Raw genomic sequence first — 16,911 nt, forward strand, 5'->3', positions numbered from 1 at the left:
ATGTCCAAGACGCTCAGGACAGCAGCGTTCGTGATCGGTGCGGTGGCACTGGTCGCGTCGGGCGTCGGCGCCGCGGCAGGCGCGGGCCTCATTGGCGCGACCGCAGGCGCCGGTGCCGCAGCAGGTGCGACGGCCGGTTTCCTCGGCGTGTCAGCGGCGACCTTGACGGCAGTCGGCGCGATCGCCGGCGCGGCGAGCGCGGTTCTGTCACTGGCTGCAGGGACGCCGAAAGGATCGATCGGCGGGAGCGCCACACAGTTCAAGATCGACAAAGACGCAGGACTGCCGGTTGCGATCGGACGCACCTATTCCGGCGGCAACGTTGTGCACCGCCAGTACTATGGCTCGAAGAACAGCCTCGAAAGCTGGGTCACCGTCCATAGCATCGGACCGGTTCGCAGTTTGGGACCGTTGCTGATCAACAAGGTCAGTGTGGCGCTCAACGGTACCGCGATCGGCGGGGCTTATGCCGGCTACATGTGGCTTGATCAGCAACTCGGGGCTGTGCCCGAAGGGCGCGCGCTGTCCGGACCACAGGGCAATTTCCCGGGATGGTCGGCTGCGCACAAGCTATCCGGGTTGGCCGCAGATCTCTGGACGCTGAAGTTCGACGAAAAGGGCAAGATCTACCCGAACGGTGTCCCGCAGCGCGGGCGAATCGTCGAGGGCGTCTATGTCTACGACCCCCGTCTCGACAGCAGTTATCCGGGTGGGAACGGTTCCTGCCGTCTCGGCGACGAGACGACTTACATTTGGTCGGAATGCCCTGCCCTTCACGCGCTGACTTGGGCGTTCGGTCGGATCCAGAACGGCGTTCTCATCGCAGGCGGCGGGCTGAAGGTCGGTGGTATCGACATTGCGCCATTCGTCGACTGGGCGAACGTTTGCGACGCCAACGGCTGGAAGGTCGGCGGTATCGTCTACACGACGTCGGATAACAGCTGGGACATTCTCAAGATGATCGCCCAGGCGGGCGGCGGCGAGGTAATGCCGGTCGGCGCACAGCTTTCGTGCACCTACTCGGCGCCGCGGGTCTCGATCGGCACGATCACGTCTGAGGACATCACGGGCGATATCGATGCACCCGGCACGGCATCGCGTCGCCTGCGCCGCAACACCGTGATCGCGCGAGTGCGGCTGGAAACTCATGGTTGGGAAGAGGTGCCGCTCGATGCCGTCGCGATCCCCGCATACGTTGCTGCCGATGGAGGTAGCCGGCCGACCGAACTGACCTTCCCGCTGGTGCAGCAGGTCGACCAAGGCGTGCAGCTGGGGCTGTACACCATGTGGAACGGCCGTGAACTCGACGGCATCGTGCTGCCGGCCAAGGTGTACGCGATCGGATATCGGCCGGGCGACTGCCTGACGGTCGACATCCCCGAAGCGTCACTCGTTGCGCGCGATGTCGTCGTCCGTAACCGCGAGATCGAGGGCAGTACGATGGGGGTGACGCTTACCTGTCGCTCCGAAACTGCGGCAAAGCATCCGTTCTGCCTAGGCAAGACGGGCAATGCGCCCCCGACCCCTGACCTGTCGGTTCCGCCATCCTATCTTGTCGACCAGTCGCGAGCCGTATATCGGATCATCAGCCAGACTGTCGCCTACCCGGTGACCAGTGATGCGGACAGCGTCAACATCGCAGCATTCTCGGCGGTGATCGACGACGGCAGCACCATCGCCTTCCCATCTGGCTCGGTCGAAGGCCTGACGAGTGGCATTGAGTATGTCGTGCTCTGGAGCCTCTCCGCGCAGACCTACTCTGCGGTCGCGTCACCCGCGATCGAGGCACTGGCATCGGCCGATTACGTCCTGATCCGATACGTCACGACGCAAAGCGCGGACGGCACCTACCCCGGTACGCCGACTGCGCCAGGCGGTGATGGCGGCGGCGGTGGTGGCGGGCGCTACAATCAGGGGGCTCAGATCGAGTGACACATGAGACTGTCCCGCTTAACCGGCGGCTTTACCTGATTTTTGAGCCGGGCGGCGCAGGGCGGACGTCTATGCGCCTCTCATTGAGCCCGCCCAACGTCGGACAGGCAATGGCCGCACTGATCGTCCGCGGAGTGCTGATGGAAGGTGCTGTCGTCGACATCGATTTCGTCACCGATCCAGCGGCGAATCCCGACCTCCGCGGCAGAGATGGGAAGAACGGGCGCGACGGCACGAACGGACGCGACGGCATCGACGGGAAGAACGGTGTCGACGGGCAGTCCGCTTACGACATCGCCCGGTCGCTTGGGTATGGCGGTACTAAGACGCAGTTCATCGCCTCGCTGGTCGGTGCGGCCGGCAAGGATGGGAAAGACGGCGCGAACGGCGCAGACGGCAAGAACGCGTCCGCTCTGCTCGGCACGGTCAACCTGACGCAAACCGCGACCGTGGCAATCAGCGCCGGCACGCGCCGCCTCGTCGTTGCCATTCCGGCTGGCTGGGGCGTCGTCGCCGGTGACCCGCTGATGGCCCTGCCCTCGGCTACCATCGCCGGATATGCCGTTCACGACGTCGCCGCTGTTTCGCCGACCTCGATCTCGGTCGGCTTCACTGCCCCGCTGCTCGCAATCGGCGCCAGCTTCACGATCCCGCTGCGCATCGCGCGCCTCAACACCTGATCCACTGGAGATACTGATGGCAACTGCAGCATCGCTGACGCTCGACGTCTGGCGCAATGACGAAGTGTACGAGTTCCCGCTGCGGGTTCGTGGGCCAGATCTCACGGGCGTTGCCATGCGCGCCCAGGTGCGTCTCGCCCCGGACACGCCGGGCGCCCCATTGGTCGACCTTGCTCTGACGACGAACGGCAACGCCGAGGGAATACGGCTGGCGGGGGTAACGACGGTCGACGGCGTCATCACGAACGACGTTCGCATTCGGCTTAACAAGCCGACTCGCCAGGCTTTGCCGTATGCGGGCGAGATCGGCGATGCGGCCACATTGGCAATGGCGTTCCAGATCGCCGGGCGCACGCGGTTGTACGGAAACTTGCGCGTTTTGGCGCACGCGATCGACAGCGACGCGGCGCCTATGAACCGCCCTGCGAGCTATGGGGCGCGGGTCGATAGCGCGCCTTCGGCGGGTGCGAGCCTAACAATCGGTGCCGATGACGTTGTCGAGCTCACGATCGACGGGGCGGACCTGTTGGGCAAGGTGCTGACGGATGCGCAAGACGCGAGCGCCGCGGCGATATCTGCGGCGGCGGCGTCCGAGGCGTCAGCAGCCCGCGCCATCGCAGCGGTGCCCATTCCTGTCAGCAAGGTATTCCCTACCCCTGTGGCGGTCGGCGCGTGCAGCGGCACTGGGACGATGACCTCGAGCATTGGTCAAGTATTTGCAGTCGGCGGGCACCAGCTTCGCCGCGCGCTGCTGACCGGGTTCAAGGTCAACTTGGCGGGGGCTGGCACTTTCGCCATCATCCGCGCGATCAAGACGAACGACGCCAACCGACACGCTGCGGCTGCAACGAACGCCAGCTTCTCACTGCCCTCCGGCGTGTCGACCGTTAGCTTCGACACGATTATGGCGGCCAACGGGGGGCAGCCATTCATTCTAGAGGTTGGCGACATTCTTGGCTTTGCCCACGAGGCGGGTATCAAGTTCACGCCGAACACTCGCGAGCCATTCTACAACTGGCCGGCGGGCCTGGGCAGTGGGCTGAACGACACAGTTCTGAAATTTGACGCAGCCGGCGCGACCCTGGACGTGGAATTCTACTACCGTCTCGCCGATCCGGTTGAGCCAGGCGAGGCGATCGTGGATCGTTGCACGACGTTCGGTGTCGTTCCCTCAACCTATATTCAGAATGGCCCGCCGTTCGCAACGGATGGAGCCGGCGCGATCGTGTTGCGCACAGGAGATCCGACCCAGAACCTGAGTACCAAGCGCATAACGGGCTTGGATCGTATGGTGTACCGTGCCGAATTCCAGTTCACGAGCAGCACCTCGCACGTGATGTTCGCAACGAACCCGGCCGTCCCAGTCGATGGCCTCCCGGTCGACGGAATTTTGTTCACGGTGGACCGTGAGACGGGGAAACTGAACATTTATAACAGCTGGGATGGAAGCGGCAATATCCCGGCAAGCGATCCTGCTGACCAGAAGACGATGGTCAACATCGACGGCACGGCTTTCGTAGCGGCCATGAATCGCACCTATTCGCTAGTGGTGGAGAAACTGGTTCGTGATTACCGGGTCTCGGTGATCGATACCGCAGGGCCATCCTATTACAGCACGACGGTCAGCGACGGTGGCCTCTACACATACACGGCGACCGGACAGAACACGAAGCATGGCCTCATGCATGGCGCTGCGGTGATCGCGGCCGTTACCGGAACCGCAAAGCTTTTGAGCTGGCAGACGAGCGCGCCGTACGACGTGTTCGGAGACTGGCTATGCATCGGCGACAGCAAGACCGAGGGCTTCGGTGTCCTTGCGCCTGAGCGATACTCCGCGCTGCTGGCCGACAAGCTCGGGCAACGACGCGTTGCAATATCCGGCGTCGGCGGCGCGACCACGCGCGGCGCGATCTTCCGACTGTTCTGCATCCTGGAGGCAATGCAGCCGCGAAACATCCTGATCAATCTGGGGACCAACCCCGAGAACGACGCGGAGTTCGCAGCTGGTATCGCGCTGATGATCCGGATGGGGAAAGCTGTCGGTGCGACCGTCTACGTAGCGACACTGGCGTCGAGCGCGGCGAAGACCGCCATCGTCCTGGCAAGCGGCGCCATTCCAGTTCGCTTCGGAGAGACCATGACCACGAACGGCCCCGGCACTGCGACCGTTCCAACCCTTTACGTGGGGGTGGGCTCAAACGGCGTGGCGTTCAATGATGGCCTGCACGAGAACAAACTTGGGCATCAACGGGAGTTCGCGCAGCTTATGCGCGATGCTCGGATGTAACGGTGCGCTCTTTACCAAGCTCGGTCGTCAACACACTCCGCGCAAATCTTGGCGTCCGGAGCGCAGTCATTGCCGCAGGCATGGCACTTCCCGCCCTGCGGATTCGATGATTTAGCCTCAGCGCCGCGGCGGTCCATTTCGATCGCGGCGGCGCTCTTCAATACATTTTTAAACATGCGGTGGGCGTGGCGGCGCAGCAGTCGGCTGTCAACCTGCTGACAGCCCCAGCAGAAAGGATGACGCATGAACGCGACAGCCACGAGCAACTACATCGGGGAGGCAATGCGGGCGACGTCCGCGCTGGCGCCCCCATCCCTCGCGGACAATCCGGGACTGCTTGCCTGGAACCTGTTCGTCATGACCGCAGCCATGTGCCTCGGGCTGATGATGGCGGGCAAGCAGGGGCGGCGGATCTGGGCGGCGCGGGCGATCGACCATCCGACGGACCCGGTCTCGGTCTACCGGTTCATCGTGTTCCTCGCTGGCTGCGCGGTGGCCAGCCGCGGCGGGGCGGAGGCGGTCAGCCTCTGGTCGTGGAGCTCGGGCGACGCCGCGACGATCGAGAAGGTGGCCGAACTGAAGCGCTGGCTCGACCCGCTATCGGTCGGCTGCGGGTTCCTGTGGATGGCCCTGCATATCCTCGCCGAGCCGATGATCGAGTTCCAGTTGCGCAAGGCCCCCCTGCCCGTCGACATGTGGTCGAGGTGGCCCCAGTTGCGCCGACCGATCGCGATCCTCGTCGTGAGTCTGCTGATGGCGACCGCTGCCGTCGGACTGCGGTAATGCGGGAGGGGGCTATCGCTGCGGTACCGAGCGTAACGGTACCGGTTATCTGGTCGATCCTAGGGTACAGCTTCCCGGCTGGGTCCATGATTGTCGGGCTTCTCGCCTGTTTCATGGTCCGACTGTTCATTACTCTCGACGCACCTGGTCCCAAGCGCTGGATCCTTGACGGCATCGTCACCGGGCTTGCGATGCTCATCACAGCGGTCTGGATCGTAGAGCATCAGGTCGATCTGTTCGCTGCGCTCGGCACGGGTGGCGGTGCTGGTGCGATCGGCGCGGGCATTATCACGTTCTTCAAACGCCGAGGACAAAGCGCGATCGATGCACTCGACGCGGTACTGCCCGGCAAGCCGACCGTGCCGCCCGAGATGACCTCGGCGCTGCGGAAGCTCGACAAGATCGATTGATCCTGCCTGCGAGCGATTGCCGCGGGCCCCTCACATCGGAGACCAACTATGACCGCGACGGCATCAAAGCCGGCGACCGCCCCTGCGCGCCCGGCGCACGGGTTGGCGTCTTCGGACAAATTCTTCGCGTCGATTCGCCCGCTGTTCGGGACGATGACGAAAGCGCAGGTCGAGGGCATCGAGGCGAAGCTCGCCGCGTTCGCCGCGCAGGGCTCCCCGCTGGCGTATGTCGCGTACGGGCTCGCCACTTCGCTCCATGAGACCGGCGCCAAGATGCAGCCGGTGACAGAGATCGGCCGCGGTCGTGGCAAGGCGTACGGCAAGCCGGGCAAGCATGGCGGGCAGGTTCCGTACGGTCGCGGTGACGTGCAGCTGACGTGGGACGGCAATTATGAGACGGCAGACGACGAGCTCGGGCTGAACGGAGCACTGCTCGCCAACTTCGATCTCGCGCTCGACACCGAGATCTCTGCACGCGTCATGGTGCGGGGGATGTCCGAAGGCTGGTTCGCTGGGGACAAGGTCGGGCGGCATAAGTTCGCGCGCTACCTGCCGGCGAAGGGCGCTGCAACGGCCGTCCAGTTCACCTCTGCGCGGCGCATCATCAATGGGATCGACCGCGCCGAGAAGGTCGCCGGGTACGCCATGTCATTCCAGGCCGCGCTCGTCGCCGGCGCCTGGTCCTGATCTCTCACGCGAAGGACTGACCATGAAGAAACTGCTGACCGCTGCGCTCTGCGCGGCGTCGATGGCCCTTGCCAGCTGCGCGACGATGCCGACGCCGTCGGTCGGGACCGCGGCCGAGATCGGATCCGCGGTCGCGCGCACGCAGACTGCCTACGATCGCATCGCCGCATCGGCCGAGATCGTGCTGCCCTTCCTGTCTCCGGAGCGGCAGGCGCGCATCCGCTTGGCGATGGCGCTGACCGAACGCGGCCTGCTCGCCGCGCGGTACGCGGCCACGGCAGCCGAACAGGCGGCAGCGCTCGCCCAGGCGCAGGCCGCCACCGCCGTCATCACCGCCACCGCCGCCAATTGATCCAAGGAACAGCCCCATGAAGACCATTCTCCTCTGGGACCCCAGGTTCCCGGATCGCCGCCCCGCGCGCCTCACGGTCGAGGATACTGTCGCATCGGCGGCGGTGCGCGCCGGTGTCGCGGCAGCGGCCAATCCTGCCGACGCAGGCGCCCTGTCGACGGGCGGGGCGCTCGATCCGACCATGCTCACCGAAGTCGTGCTCCAGCATGGCGCAGGCGGTGCAACGCGGCGCGTCTTCATCCCATATAGCGTGGCTATGGTCGGTGCTTTGGCTGGCGTCCTCGCCGCGGTCGGTACGCCCATCCCTGGCGGCGTCACTCCGACACCTAGCCCGACGCCGACGCCGACGCCAACCCTGCGCGCTGTTTCGTTGGCTGGAAACTCCTTTTCCGCGGACCGTTCCCCCGCAGGTACGACGATCGGCCCGGTTGTAGGGATCGAGGCCGGGGCTATTCTGGAATTGATAGACAGCGCCGGTGGTGCCGTTGCTCTTTCCGGTAACGAGCTGGTCGTTGGAGTGAGCCCGCCAAGCGCGCGGCAGACTACGACAGTGCGCGTAAGGAAGACGCTTAACGGGGTAACTCGGACCGATGACCTCGTAATCGACGGGCCGATACCTCCGATTGCTTCCGACACGTTTTCAGGGGCGGCGGGTACATCTGTCGAGGCACGCACGACAACCAGCGGCGGCAAGCAATGGTCCAGTTCGGATGCAGGACTTTTTGCGATCGATGGTAATGGCGTCCTGAAGTCAACACGGCAGGTCTATGCAGGAACCGCGACGTTCGACACTGGATCGACAGACCATACGGTGCAGGCGCGGGTTTCGTCATACAACGCTACTGATGTTGCCTGTTTAGCAAACATCGTCGCGCGGTATTTGGACGCGAATAATTACTGGCATGTCCAGTTGGACAGCCGCTTTAATCGCGTTCAGTTGATTTATCGTGTCGGCGGCACCGATTATCCGGTTATGAATTATGCGCGGGTCACCGCGCCTAATGAACAGGTTGAGATTGGAATTCGCTGTGACGGTAGCAATATCGTCATGATCGTGGATCAAAAGGAAGTCGCGTGGATTTCTAACGCGCCGGCGCTCGGTGGCACTGCTACTCGTGCAGGTGTATTTCTTGGTGCGGGTGGCAATGCCGGCGGCAACTCGGCAACGTGGCGTAATATCGCCGCGTCCGTTCCTTCTGGCGCAAAAATCGCATGGCCCCATTTCACCAACAGGGACACGACTAATCCCGATATTCCGAACGGACCTAACGGTAGCTACGACTACGGCGATGCCAACAACCCAACGATCTTCCAGCATCCAACAACTGGCAAGTGGGTCATGTCGTATTCTGGCTACCGGACCCGCAATGGCGGTGACAACATCCAGAACCTCTGCATAGCCACAGCGGACAGTCCCGATGGTCCCTGGACGAAGGATGCCGCTAACCCGGTCCTTCTTGCCAACAACGATGATGGTTACTGGGCCTTCAACGGCGGCATGGTCTACTCCCTGAAGTCGGGCTTATGGGTTCTCACCTATGGAACGTCGAACGGAAGCGAAGTAGCCTATGCTACCAGTCCCGACCTTCATACATGGACGCGACGCGGCAAGGTCTTCGCTAAGGGCATTGACGGCACATGGTTCAAGGCCGGTGCCTTCGACAGCAGCCTTCGGGTACTGCCGGATGGAACCTTGGAGTGCGTGTGCGCCGCAAGCGATGGCGGCGATCAATACTCAAACTATTATACGTTTGGTCGCGCTGTAAGCGCGGACGGCGGGTTGACGTGGGCCATTCCCGATGCGGTGACTCCTGATCAACGCCCAATGGTCAACAATACTGGAAAGCTGTTCGATGGAATTGTTGGTGAGCCTTGCTATGTATCGCCGCCAAACGAACCGCAGCAAATCTTTTGTACGTTCGATGCGATCCCGTGCTCGGAGAACGGAAACTCAAGCTATCGATCTATTCAAGGAGCTGCCAGCTTCGACGGCGGCAAAACTTGGCGGTACCGGATCAATCTTCACGAGCCTAATGGCAACGGCTGGATGAAGGGCATGACGATCGACAGTCATGTTTTTAACAGGTCGGACGGAAAACTCGGCCTTTACCACGGGGGAACTAACGTATCCTCCACAAGCCCACTAGGTATTCAAATTCAGATCGGCGGTGCTGTTTCGGACAACGCATTTACGACCTTGGCAGGAATATAGGCGATGACCATGCGCTATCTAATCATGCTCGCATCGCTGTTCCTGATCGGTCCGGCCTCCGCGCAGACAATCAGCGGTTGCTCGTCGGTGGCTTCGAACCGCTTGGCAACCTCGACCGACGCGACGAAGTTGCAGGCCGACGTCGACTGCTTCGGCCGCGCCGGAGCGCTCGCGTCCGCGGCGGCAAAAGCCCGCACCGATCGGCTCGCCGCGATCGCGCCACGGCCAAATCCCGCATCCGAGTTCGTCGACTGCGCGGGCGAGGGCGAGATATGCAAGGCGACCGGCTGGGGCGAGGTCCGCTATGGCGCTGTCGACCAGACGCGGCGGCTGACGGCCCTCGGTGACGTCCGCTGCGACAACGACACGATCGGCGATCCAGCACCCGGCGTCGTGAAGCGATGCGCGCGCCGAGCCGTCGCCGCGCCATTGCTACCGGCTAGCATTGTGCCGATCGCAAGCAACTTCGATCTGGCAAGCTTCCTCTCCCCTGGCGCCAACGCGGTCGTACCATCGGGCAAGCCGGACGTGGTCGGCGCCTTCCGGATGATCTGCAACGCGGGACAGTTGAACTACGACGATCCGATCCTCTACCCCGGTATCGCGGGTGGATCGCCGCACCCTCACCAGTGGTTCGGCAACACCGCCGGCCGATATGACAGCACATACTCGTCACTGAGGGCAGCAGGCGACAGCACCTGTTCGAACCAGTTGAACCGATCAGCCTATTGGGTGCCCGCGCTGATAACTGCGGCGGGCAAGGTCATTCAGCCTGACTATATCTCGATCTACTACAAGCGCCTTCCCGATAATGATCCGGAGTGCCTCAGGGAGGCGGCCAAGGGCTGCACTGGTTTGCCAACCGGTCTGCGCGTCGTCTCCGGCTTCGACATGAAACGCATGGGCGAGAAGCAGCCGGAAAACTCCACGTTCCACTTCCGCTGCATCACGGCGGGCAGGCCGTCCGACCATCGCCTGCTGATCGGCGAGGCCATCGCCGACTGCGGCGGGGCAGGCCAGGTTATGGCAATGATCGGGTTTGGCAATTGCTGGACCGGCACGCTCGACAGCGCAGATCACCGCTCGCACCTGACCCATGGGGCCTACGGACAGATGACCGGGCAGCTTCGGTGTCCGGCCAGTCACCCGTATCTGATCCCGGAGCTCACACAGGGCGTCGTCTACACGATCGAGAAGAGCGACGGCGAGGTGTGGTTCTCATCGGACCGGATGGCCGGCATGCGAATGTCGGGCGGGTCGACCTTCCACGCTGACTATATGGAAGGCTGGGAACCGAAGGCGCGCGAAACCTGGAACCGCGAGTGCATCGGCAAACTGCTCAACTGCTCTGATGGCGAACTTGGCGACGGTACGATGCTGAAGCGCGGAACGCTCGACTATCGCGCCGCCTCGCGTTTGATGGCGGCACCGGTGCTTTAAGCCGCGAACATGACAAAGCCGCCACCCTCTAGCGAGGGGGCGGCCTGTCGTCAGTCTATTTGGTCGCTTACGAAGCCGCGATCGCGCGCACATGGTTCGTGAAGTTCACTTCCGACACCTTGATCCGGCGACGCATGGCGAAGCCGACCACGCCCATGCCGAGAAGCATCATCGCCCAGGTGGCGGGCTCGGGAACTGCCGGTGCGGCGGAAGCAAAGTCTGCGTGGAATTTAGCGGAGATACCGCAACCAGTCGTGCAAGCCCAAGAGTTGCCTTGTACCGGAGCGTTCCCCGTGAAAACAAATCCACTCGAGGCCGTGCCAGTCCCCATAGAGCCGGCACCGGTGCCCCCAAAGGGGTTACCACCTGGCTGATTCGTGACTAGCGCAATGTACTGCGAACCGTTAGTTACGAAAGCGCCGGGATTGAAAGTCACATCTGCTCGGGACAGCGGCGTGTTTTGAATACCGCTGGTGAATAGGGCTGATCCAGTTACGCCAGAGCCGTTCCATGCAAAGATCTGGCTAACGTATGAAAAGCCGGAGCTTGACCCGATATTCAGGGTGTAGCTCGTAAGTACGGTATCAAGCGCACTAAACACCTGCCCGTATGACTGGCCGCTTGATGGGCCCCAACTACCGACGCCGCCGCCACTCGAAGGATTGTCGATGCTTGAGCTTGCATGAGCCGCAGCAGGTAATCCAGCTGCCGACATCAAAATTGCGGCGACAGACAACAAAGTTCTCATAATTTATCCCCCATCTTGCCACGCACAGGAGCGGGGCTGGAGGCGCTGTTAACCTCCCGTTCACTAAAATGCGCCGTACGATTCTTACAATGCTAAACTCGTATCATACTGGAACGATTGGCCTTTTTGTTAAGCATAGATGTTATCGCAGATGATACCGCGTCGTCACTCATCAAGGCAGAGATGACGCTGCGGCGCAAACGGCTAGCTCGGCGTCACAAGCTTATCGGCCCTAATTCGCGCCATAGCTTCGCCAAGGGCGATGTCCTGCCGCACCTCGATGTCCTGACAGATCCGCGCGAACTGTGTTCCCGCCCATGTCACTCGGAACTCTGGCGGATGACGGTCGCGACCCAGAAGGGTGAGCCACAGCGTGTCGAACGGGTCGCGGTTTTTCGATAAGCAGGTGGAGTAGAGGTACGCCAGCGCCAGGCGCAGGCCATGCTGCGGAAGTTTCAACGGGCCTTCCGACTGCAGCTTCCTGATCGCATCGTCGATCACCACCAAGGCGATGAAAGTCGTTCGGTTAGGCTTGGACACGGTAACACGGCTCCGACTCGTCAGCCGTGCTGCCTACACCGTTCCGCGTTTGTTCTCAATTCGCCCCGGTTGACGATGCGCCGGTGATCTCGTCGACCGCAGCGGCGACCCGTCGCCAGTCCTCGACCGCTACACGATCGCCGAGGACCTCGTTCATCTGCTCGATAATATAGTCCGCGGTAAGCGCGCCGTGCTGGGCGAGTATCTCGCCGGCCTTCACCATCACGTCTCGGTCGCTCATCGGTGATGCATTACCCAATGATCACGACCTTCAGCTGCTCACTCGTCCCATCCTTGAAGTGAACCAGTACCCGACCTGGCAGGACATCTACACGCATTTTCAGGACGCGACCGCGCTCGCTGCGGACCTGAACAATCACGTCGGGGCCGAGGTCGTGCTCAAACACGGCGACGTCCTTCGTGGCATCCGCGGGGATCGTGTAGACGATCTTGCGGACCGTCATATGTCGAGGTTACGCCGGTTAATCTCCGCGAGCAGATCATCGGCAAGGGGATTCCCAGGTTCGCCATCTGTCCGCTGGTATTCCTCTAGCAGGCTCTGATCGTCGAGGAACTCGATCACGTCGAGCCGCAGTGGTGGGGTGTCCATTCGCAGAGCCTATGCGCGGTCGACCGATTCGGGCAAACTATCTGCATGGACGAACTCACCACCTCCATTGTCGGCATCGACTTTCCGAACGAGGATAAGTCGAAGAGCAACAGGCGGATGGAGTGCATGCTCTGCGCCCCGGGTGACGTCGTCGAGCTACGCCTCGAGCCGAAGAACCCGTTCGACGCGAACGCCGTTGCCATCTTCAGCGATCGCGGCACGCAGCTGGGCTACGTCAGCGCCGAGCGTGCGCCCCTGATCGGCAAGCGGATGAAGGAAGACGACGCGACTGCGGTCTTCCAGGCGATGCACGGGAACGGGGCCTATATCCGGATCCGGTTCGGAGGCGGGTTACCTACCCTGCCCGACCCGGTCCCTGATGTTCCGAAGCCCGCCCCTCCCCGCCAGATGCGGCCGGCGCAGCGACCGGTGTACGATCCCCACGCGTTCTATCCTGATGAGGAAGGGCCAGAGTTCGGAGCCTAAGTGAATTGTCGCCTATCGCCGCTCTTCGAGCGTGGCCGCAATGCGCGCCAGTACGTCGTAGATATCAGTCAGCTTCCGGTTCTGCTCTTTCAGAAGTTGCTCTACGCCGGAATTCGGTGACGCTGCTCGGCCGGGCGGTGTGATATTCATCGAAGGGTTTCCTTGTAGCGGTTGGGATCGTTCCCGGAACCGGCCCTACGATGGTGCGACAATGCCCATCTGGTCGCAAGTGGGCGGATTCGGCTGCAAGTGTCCCGGCGCCGACCATCTGGTCGAGGTGGGTCCAGCGCTTCCGGCCGCTCATCGAGGCTTCGATCGAGCGGTGCCGAGTAAGGTCATGCCCATGCGGCGCGGCGACCAGTCCAGCAGAAACGATGCACCTTGGCCGCGGGGAGGTCGAGCCATGGCGGCAACATAGCGCCCTGCCCTTCACCTCAGCGCCGAATGATCTCTACGAGGCTTTACTGTTTAGTTGCGTTAAACCCGAACAGAAAGCAGGATAACTGAACCGATTCGGGAGGGCCGCCATGACGTTAATTTCGACGCTAGTAAGTCCATCAGTCGGACTGGTCGGCATTTCAGACATTTTGACGTCGATGAGAACTGCGGAGCGCCCGCCGCTTGTTCGCTTGCCATTACGACCGGGAGGTATACGCCACAGATGCGGCAACTATGTCGTGGCCGGCGTCTCCCAAAAATCTGTGGTTATGGGTAAGACCCTCATACAATGGTCGGGTCGAAAATCTGCAGCCGAAGCAGCTATTGCCGCTTTAGCGGAAGCAGGTGGCGACGGATCACGACCGGTGACAAACGAGTGTTTCGCAGATCTTTGGCCTCTGGATACTGAGGAGGCCGAGTCCGTGTCATTGAACTACCTTTACAGCGACGATGGAGATACAGTTACAACGTGGAGTCATCGCTGCGAGAGTGAGAATTTTCGAGATGGCGTTCTAACTTATAAGGGTTCCGGCCGCGATCAGTTTTACTTCGAAACGACCGTCGATCAACCTGCCGTCTATGACGCAATGAGTGCTCCTATGGCGATTATGATGGCCCGTGCGACGGCGCACTTCATTGTAGAAGCTAGGTCAGATGAACGGCTCGACGAAATGTGGGGTGGATGGCTAGAATTCCTGTATCGGAGCCGCGCTGGGTTCGAGAAGCTTCCGTATGGAGTAAAATTGTGGCGCTGTGATAGCGAAGGACGGCTCCTCGCAGGAGATCCTCTTCTTTTTTCGAGGTATGTCCGCAACCACCTCATAATTTGTAGAGTAGATGAAGTTGTTGGTTCAACAAGAAATAATTATCAATTTACTCCAACCGTCGTTGCAGACCTTTTGAACCGAGATCCACTTAAACCAGAAGATTCACCCCACCCCATTTACGATGGTCATATGGTGATCCATGTTATCATGTCTGATCGCACAAAATCCATTAACTCTCTGATAACGTACACAGGCGATGACAGCGGGTTCAGCTTCTTCGCCGATCAAAGCGGGTTCGGTTTAAAGACATCGGAGGCATTCCGTGAGCGGCTCACCACCGCCGGGGACGTTCCCGAGCAAACCTGGGCGGTAGACATGTAGACCGCCCCACGCGTGGGGATATCCCTGGGGGTATAATGCCCGCCACCGAACGCGTCACAAGGGCGTCAGTTCGATAGGTGCCGGGACGGCGCAAACGAGCGCTCACCAAGGCGCATAGGTTCTCGGTCATGCTGCGATCTCCGCTGCCACTGGCTGAAGATAGTTCGCGCGGACCAGCGCGGCGGCGAGCGGCGGGCACACCGAGTTGCCGCACATCCGGATCTGCGCCGTCTTCGTCAGCGGCTTCCCGCTCGGCCCGATCGGATCGATGATGTAGTCGGCGGGGAAGCCCTGCGCGGCGAACAGTTCGCGCGGCGTCAACATGCGCATACCGATGTCGACGATCTCGTACGGCTCGCCCTGGACCATGACGAGGCCAAAGCGATCGCGCGTCGTCACGCTGCCGAGCGGCGCATCAACGTCGTGCCCCTCGTCGCTGCTCTCGCCGCCATAGTACTTTAGCAGGAACGCCCGCACCTCGCCGACGTGAAGCCCGCCGGCGGTGATCGCGGGAACGGGCTCTTCGACCGATCCGTCGCGCCGGTCCGATCCCTTCAAGCTGATCAGATGCGCGGCAACCACGCCCTGATGCGATCCCGTTGTCGTGACGGTCGACATGGGCTCTTCGGCGCTATGACCCGCGTGGATACCGCCGTGCGGCATGGTGTTGTGCTGGGCGAGGAATGCCGTCACCAGCGCGCTCTTGCCGCCCCCGCCTGCCATCACCGTGCCAAGCGGCTCGGCGATCGAGGCCCCGGCGCTGGCGCCGAACTGCCGCTCGATCGTGGCGGCGACGATGCCAAGCGGCACGTTTCCACCTGGGCGCTTGATGTAGCTGTTCGAAGTGATCGTATGCAGCGGCTCGTCCGCGGCGTGCCCGACGGATCCCTCGTGGAACTTGGTGATATGGCCGACGATCACCGTGTTCTGGTCCTTCGTCGACGCGCAGATCGTGTGCATCGGATCCTCGACGCTCCGGTTGCCGCCGCCCTGCTGGGCATACGAGACGATCGGCACGACCAGCGCCTTCTCGCCTCGGTTGGCCCCGGTGATCGTGCGGAAGGGCTCATCTACGCCTTCGGTCCTGTCGGACGTATCGTGATGCGTCAGGTTCACGATGAACGGCTGCGCAGCGTCGATGACGTACCGCTGGATGCCCTTCGCGATCCGGGCCATCGTCGCGTCAGCGAGCGGACGTTTCACACCGATCGCGCGACCCTCTTCCTTCGTCAGGAAGATCGACGGACAAGGGATGGACCAGTCAATGCACTCGGCGGCGGTGCGGTACGGCGCGGGCGTGCCAGGTCCGTTCGTCTCTTCCGGCCAGATGATCGGCATGCCGTCGCACCGGGCGATCAGGCAGAGGCGCTTGCGGATCGTCGGCGTCCCGTAACGCGACGCCTTCAGCACCTTCCAATCGACCTTGTACCCGTGCTTACGAAGCGCTGCGACCCACTTGGCGAACTCCTCGCCGTTCCGGCCGGGGATGCGCTTGCCCTCATCGTCAAGCGGGCCCCAGGTAAGGAACTCCTCGACGTTCTCGACCTTGATGACCGCCGGCTTGAGCTTCGGACCGAGCCGCTCGACCCATGAGACGACGACCCAGGCGAGATCGCGGATACCCTTCTCGCGCGGCTTCCCGCCGCGGGCGTTCGAATGATGCGTGCAGTCCGGCGAAAACCACGCAAGCCGAACCGGCTGCGGCGCCCCATCGATCGTCACCGCGTCTAGCGGGTCGATGCTCCAGATGCTCTGGCAATGGTGGCGCGTCCGCGGATGATTCGCGGTGTGCATCGCGATCGCTTCCTCGTCGTGGTTGATCGCCACATCGATGTCGCGTCCGGTCGCCGCTTCGATCCCGGTGGAGGCCCCGCCCCCGCCCGCGAAGTTGTCAACGATTATGCCGATCGAGTAATCCCGATAGAACGGGATGGCGGCGCTAATCACGCCGTCGAGCATGTCCGGCGTCTTCATGCCGGGCACCGCAAATTAACTGGAATGAGGCTCTGACAGTTTTCCATTTCACACCCTTTGTCTCGGTGGAAACAGCGGAGGTTTTCCGGTATTCTCGCGTCAGAAGCGCAGAGTTCTGCCCTGTCGGGTTAACTTACAGTTAACTACGTTCGCAGCAACGAGAACGGCAGAGATCCGCCACTGG

The 16,911-nt window shown here is 62.1% G+C and carries 17 protein-coding genes; 10 read left to right on the forward strand and 7 right to left on the reverse strand.

Going from position 1 to position 16,911, the window contains the following annotated elements; translation table 11 throughout:
- The 8 genes from AC1MH0_RS03025 to AC1MH0_RS03060 all read left to right on the forward strand — a co-directional run bounded on the left by AC1MH0_RS03025 (position 1) and on the right by AC1MH0_RS03060 (position 10,783).
- Complete coding sequence (locus AC1MH0_RS03025; RefSeq protein ID WP_480964663.1) at positions 1-1,932, forward strand: hypothetical protein; 1,932 nt, start codon at positions 1-3, stop codon at positions 1,930-1,932.
- Between the two features lie 558 nt (positions 1,933-2,490).
- Positions 2,491-4,899 (forward strand): SGNH/GDSL hydrolase family protein, encoded by a 2,409-nt coding sequence (locus AC1MH0_RS03030; protein WP_480964664.1) that lies wholly within the window; start codon positions 2,491-2,493, stop codon positions 4,897-4,899.
- Positions 4,900-5,142: 243 nt separating this feature from the next.
- Positions 5,143-5,682, forward strand: a complete 540-nt coding sequence (locus AC1MH0_RS03035) for a hypothetical protein (protein ID WP_480964665.1) — start codon at positions 5,143-5,145, stop codon at positions 5,680-5,682.
- 86 nt (positions 5,683-5,768) lie between these two features.
- Entirely contained in the window at positions 5,769-6,092 is a 324-nt protein-coding gene (locus AC1MH0_RS03040; protein WP_480964666.1) for a hypothetical protein, read from the forward strand.
- Positions 6,093-6,140: 48 nt separating this feature from the next.
- Positions 6,141-6,779, forward strand: coding sequence for a hypothetical protein (locus AC1MH0_RS03045; RefSeq protein ID WP_480964667.1), 639 nt, complete (start codon positions 6,141-6,143; stop codon positions 6,777-6,779).
- Positions 6,780-6,801: 22 nt separating this feature from the next.
- Entirely contained in the window at positions 6,802-7,131 is a 330-nt protein-coding gene (locus AC1MH0_RS03050) for a hypothetical protein (protein ID WP_480964668.1), read from the forward strand.
- 16 nt (positions 7,132-7,147) lie between these two features.
- Positions 7,148-9,343: a glycoside hydrolase family protein gene (locus AC1MH0_RS03055; protein ID WP_480964669.1), complete on the forward strand. Its 2,196-nt coding sequence runs from the start codon at positions 7,148-7,150 to the stop codon at positions 9,341-9,343.
- A gap of 9 nt (positions 9,344-9,352) precedes the next feature.
- Positions 9,353-10,783 carry a DUF1996 domain-containing protein gene (locus AC1MH0_RS03060; RefSeq protein WP_480964670.1) on the forward strand — a complete coding sequence of 477 codons (1,431 nt, stop codon included), beginning with the start codon at positions 9,353-9,355 and terminating at the stop codon, positions 10,781-10,783.
- Positions 10,784-10,850: 67 nt separating this feature from the next.
- On the opposite strand, the gene AC1MH0_RS03065 is transcribed toward AC1MH0_RS03060, so the two are convergent.
- The 5 genes from AC1MH0_RS03065 to AC1MH0_RS03085 all read right to left on the reverse strand — a co-directional run bounded on the left by AC1MH0_RS03065 (position 10,851) and on the right by AC1MH0_RS03085 (position 12,681).
- On the reverse strand, positions 10,851-11,531 hold the full coding sequence (locus AC1MH0_RS03065; protein ID WP_480964671.1) for a PEPxxWA-CTERM sorting domain-containing protein: 681 nt from the start codon (positions 11,529-11,531) through the stop codon (positions 10,851-10,853).
- 204 nt (positions 11,532-11,735) lie between these two features.
- Complete coding sequence (locus AC1MH0_RS03070; RefSeq protein ID WP_480964672.1) at positions 11,736-12,071, reverse strand: hypothetical protein; 336 nt, start codon at positions 12,069-12,071, stop codon at positions 11,736-11,738.
- A gap of 55 nt (positions 12,072-12,126) precedes the next feature.
- Positions 12,127-12,312 carry a hypothetical protein gene (locus tag AC1MH0_RS03075; protein ID WP_480964673.1) on the reverse strand — a complete coding sequence of 62 codons (186 nt, stop codon included), beginning with the start codon at positions 12,310-12,312 and terminating at the stop codon, positions 12,127-12,129.
- Between the two features lie 10 nt (positions 12,313-12,322).
- A complete protein-coding gene (locus AC1MH0_RS03080) occupies positions 12,323-12,535 on the reverse strand; it encodes a hypothetical protein (protein WP_480964674.1) in 213 nt (70 codons plus the stop codon).
- A complete protein-coding gene (locus tag AC1MH0_RS03085; RefSeq protein ID WP_480964675.1) occupies positions 12,532-12,681 on the reverse strand; it encodes a hypothetical protein in 150 nt (49 codons plus the stop codon). The genes AC1MH0_RS03080 and AC1MH0_RS03085 overlap by 4 nt, the downstream gene beginning before the upstream one ends.
- A 45-nt stretch (positions 12,682-12,726) precedes the next feature.
- Here AC1MH0_RS03085 and AC1MH0_RS03090 point away from each other — a divergent pair, with 45 nt between their 5' ends.
- Positions 12,727-13,167 (forward strand): HIRAN domain-containing protein, encoded by a 441-nt coding sequence (locus AC1MH0_RS03090; protein WP_480964676.1) that lies wholly within the window; start codon positions 12,727-12,729, stop codon positions 13,165-13,167.
- 12 nt (positions 13,168-13,179) lie between these two features.
- Here AC1MH0_RS03090 and AC1MH0_RS03095 read toward each other — a convergent pair whose 3' ends face one another.
- Positions 13,180-13,317: a hypothetical protein gene (locus tag AC1MH0_RS03095; RefSeq protein ID WP_480964677.1), complete on the reverse strand. Its 138-nt coding sequence runs from the start codon at positions 13,315-13,317 to the stop codon at positions 13,180-13,182.
- Between the two features lie 377 nt (positions 13,318-13,694).
- On the opposite strand from AC1MH0_RS03095, the gene AC1MH0_RS03100 reads away from it, so the two are divergent.
- Positions 13,695-14,753, forward strand: a complete 1,059-nt coding sequence (locus tag AC1MH0_RS03100; RefSeq protein ID WP_480964678.1) for a hypothetical protein — start codon at positions 13,695-13,697, stop codon at positions 14,751-14,753.
- 126 nt (positions 14,754-14,879) lie between these two features.
- Here the strand turns inward: AC1MH0_RS03100 and AC1MH0_RS03105 are convergent, their stop codons facing one another.
- Positions 14,880-16,727, reverse strand: coding sequence for a DNA cytosine methyltransferase (locus tag AC1MH0_RS03105; RefSeq protein ID WP_480964679.1), 1,848 nt, complete (start codon positions 16,725-16,727; stop codon positions 14,880-14,882).
- Positions 16,728-16,911: the final 184 nt, after the last annotated feature.

It is taken from the genome of Sphingomonas sp. AP28 (assembly GCF_056680455.1).

What these genes read in the sequence shown, in the direction of transcription:
- AC1MH0_RS03025 (WP_480964663.1), top strand. Translation starts at nt 1, where the DNA reads ATGTCCAAGACGCTCAGGACAGCAGCGTTCGTGATCGGTGCGGTGGCA.
- AC1MH0_RS03030 (WP_480964664.1), top strand. Translation starts at nt 2,491, where the DNA reads ATGCCGTTCACGACGTCGCCGCTGTTTCGCCGACCTCGATCTCGGTCG.
- AC1MH0_RS03035 (WP_480964665.1), top strand. Translation starts at nt 5,143, where the DNA reads ATGAACGCGACAGCCACGAGCAACTACATCGGGGAGGCAATGCGGGCG.
- AC1MH0_RS03040 (WP_480964666.1), top strand. Translation starts at nt 5,769, where the DNA reads ATGATTGTCGGGCTTCTCGCCTGTTTCATGGTCCGACTGTTCATTACT.
- AC1MH0_RS03045 (WP_480964667.1), top strand. Translation starts at nt 6,141, where the DNA reads ATGACCGCGACGGCATCAAAGCCGGCGACCGCCCCTGCGCGCCCGGCG.
- AC1MH0_RS03050 (WP_480964668.1), top strand. Translation starts at nt 6,802, where the DNA reads ATGAAGAAACTGCTGACCGCTGCGCTCTGCGCGGCGTCGATGGCCCTT.
- AC1MH0_RS03055 (WP_480964669.1), top strand. Translation starts at nt 7,148, where the DNA reads ATGAAGACCATTCTCCTCTGGGACCCCAGGTTCCCGGATCGCCGCCCC.
- AC1MH0_RS03060 (WP_480964670.1), top strand. Translation starts at nt 9,353, where the DNA reads ATGCGCTATCTAATCATGCTCGCATCGCTGTTCCTGATCGGTCCGGCC.
- AC1MH0_RS03065 (WP_480964671.1), bottom strand. Translation starts at nt 11,531, where the DNA reads ATGAGAACTTTGTTGTCTGTCGCCGCAATTTTGATGTCGGCAGCTGGA.
- AC1MH0_RS03075 (WP_480964673.1), bottom strand. Translation starts at nt 12,312, where the DNA reads ATGAGCGACCGAGACGTGATGGTGAAGGCCGGCGAGATACTCGCCCAG.
- AC1MH0_RS03080 (WP_480964674.1), bottom strand. Translation starts at nt 12,535, where the DNA reads ATGACGGTCCGCAAGATCGTCTACACGATCCCCGCGGATGCCACGAAG.
- AC1MH0_RS03085 (WP_480964675.1), bottom strand. Translation starts at nt 12,681, where the DNA reads ATGGACACCCCACCACTGCGGCTCGACGTGATCGAGTTCCTCGACGAT.
- AC1MH0_RS03090 (WP_480964676.1), top strand. Translation starts at nt 12,727, where the DNA reads ATGGACGAACTCACCACCTCCATTGTCGGCATCGACTTTCCGAACGAG.
- AC1MH0_RS03095 (WP_480964677.1), bottom strand. Translation starts at nt 13,317, where the DNA reads ATGAATATCACACCGCCCGGCCGAGCAGCGTCACCGAATTCCGGCGTA.
- AC1MH0_RS03100 (WP_480964678.1), top strand. Translation starts at nt 13,695, where the DNA reads ATGACGTTAATTTCGACGCTAGTAAGTCCATCAGTCGGACTGGTCGGC.
- AC1MH0_RS03105 (WP_480964679.1), bottom strand. Translation starts at nt 16,727, where the DNA reads ATGAAGACGCCGGACATGCTCGACGGCGTGATTAGCGCCGCCATCCCG.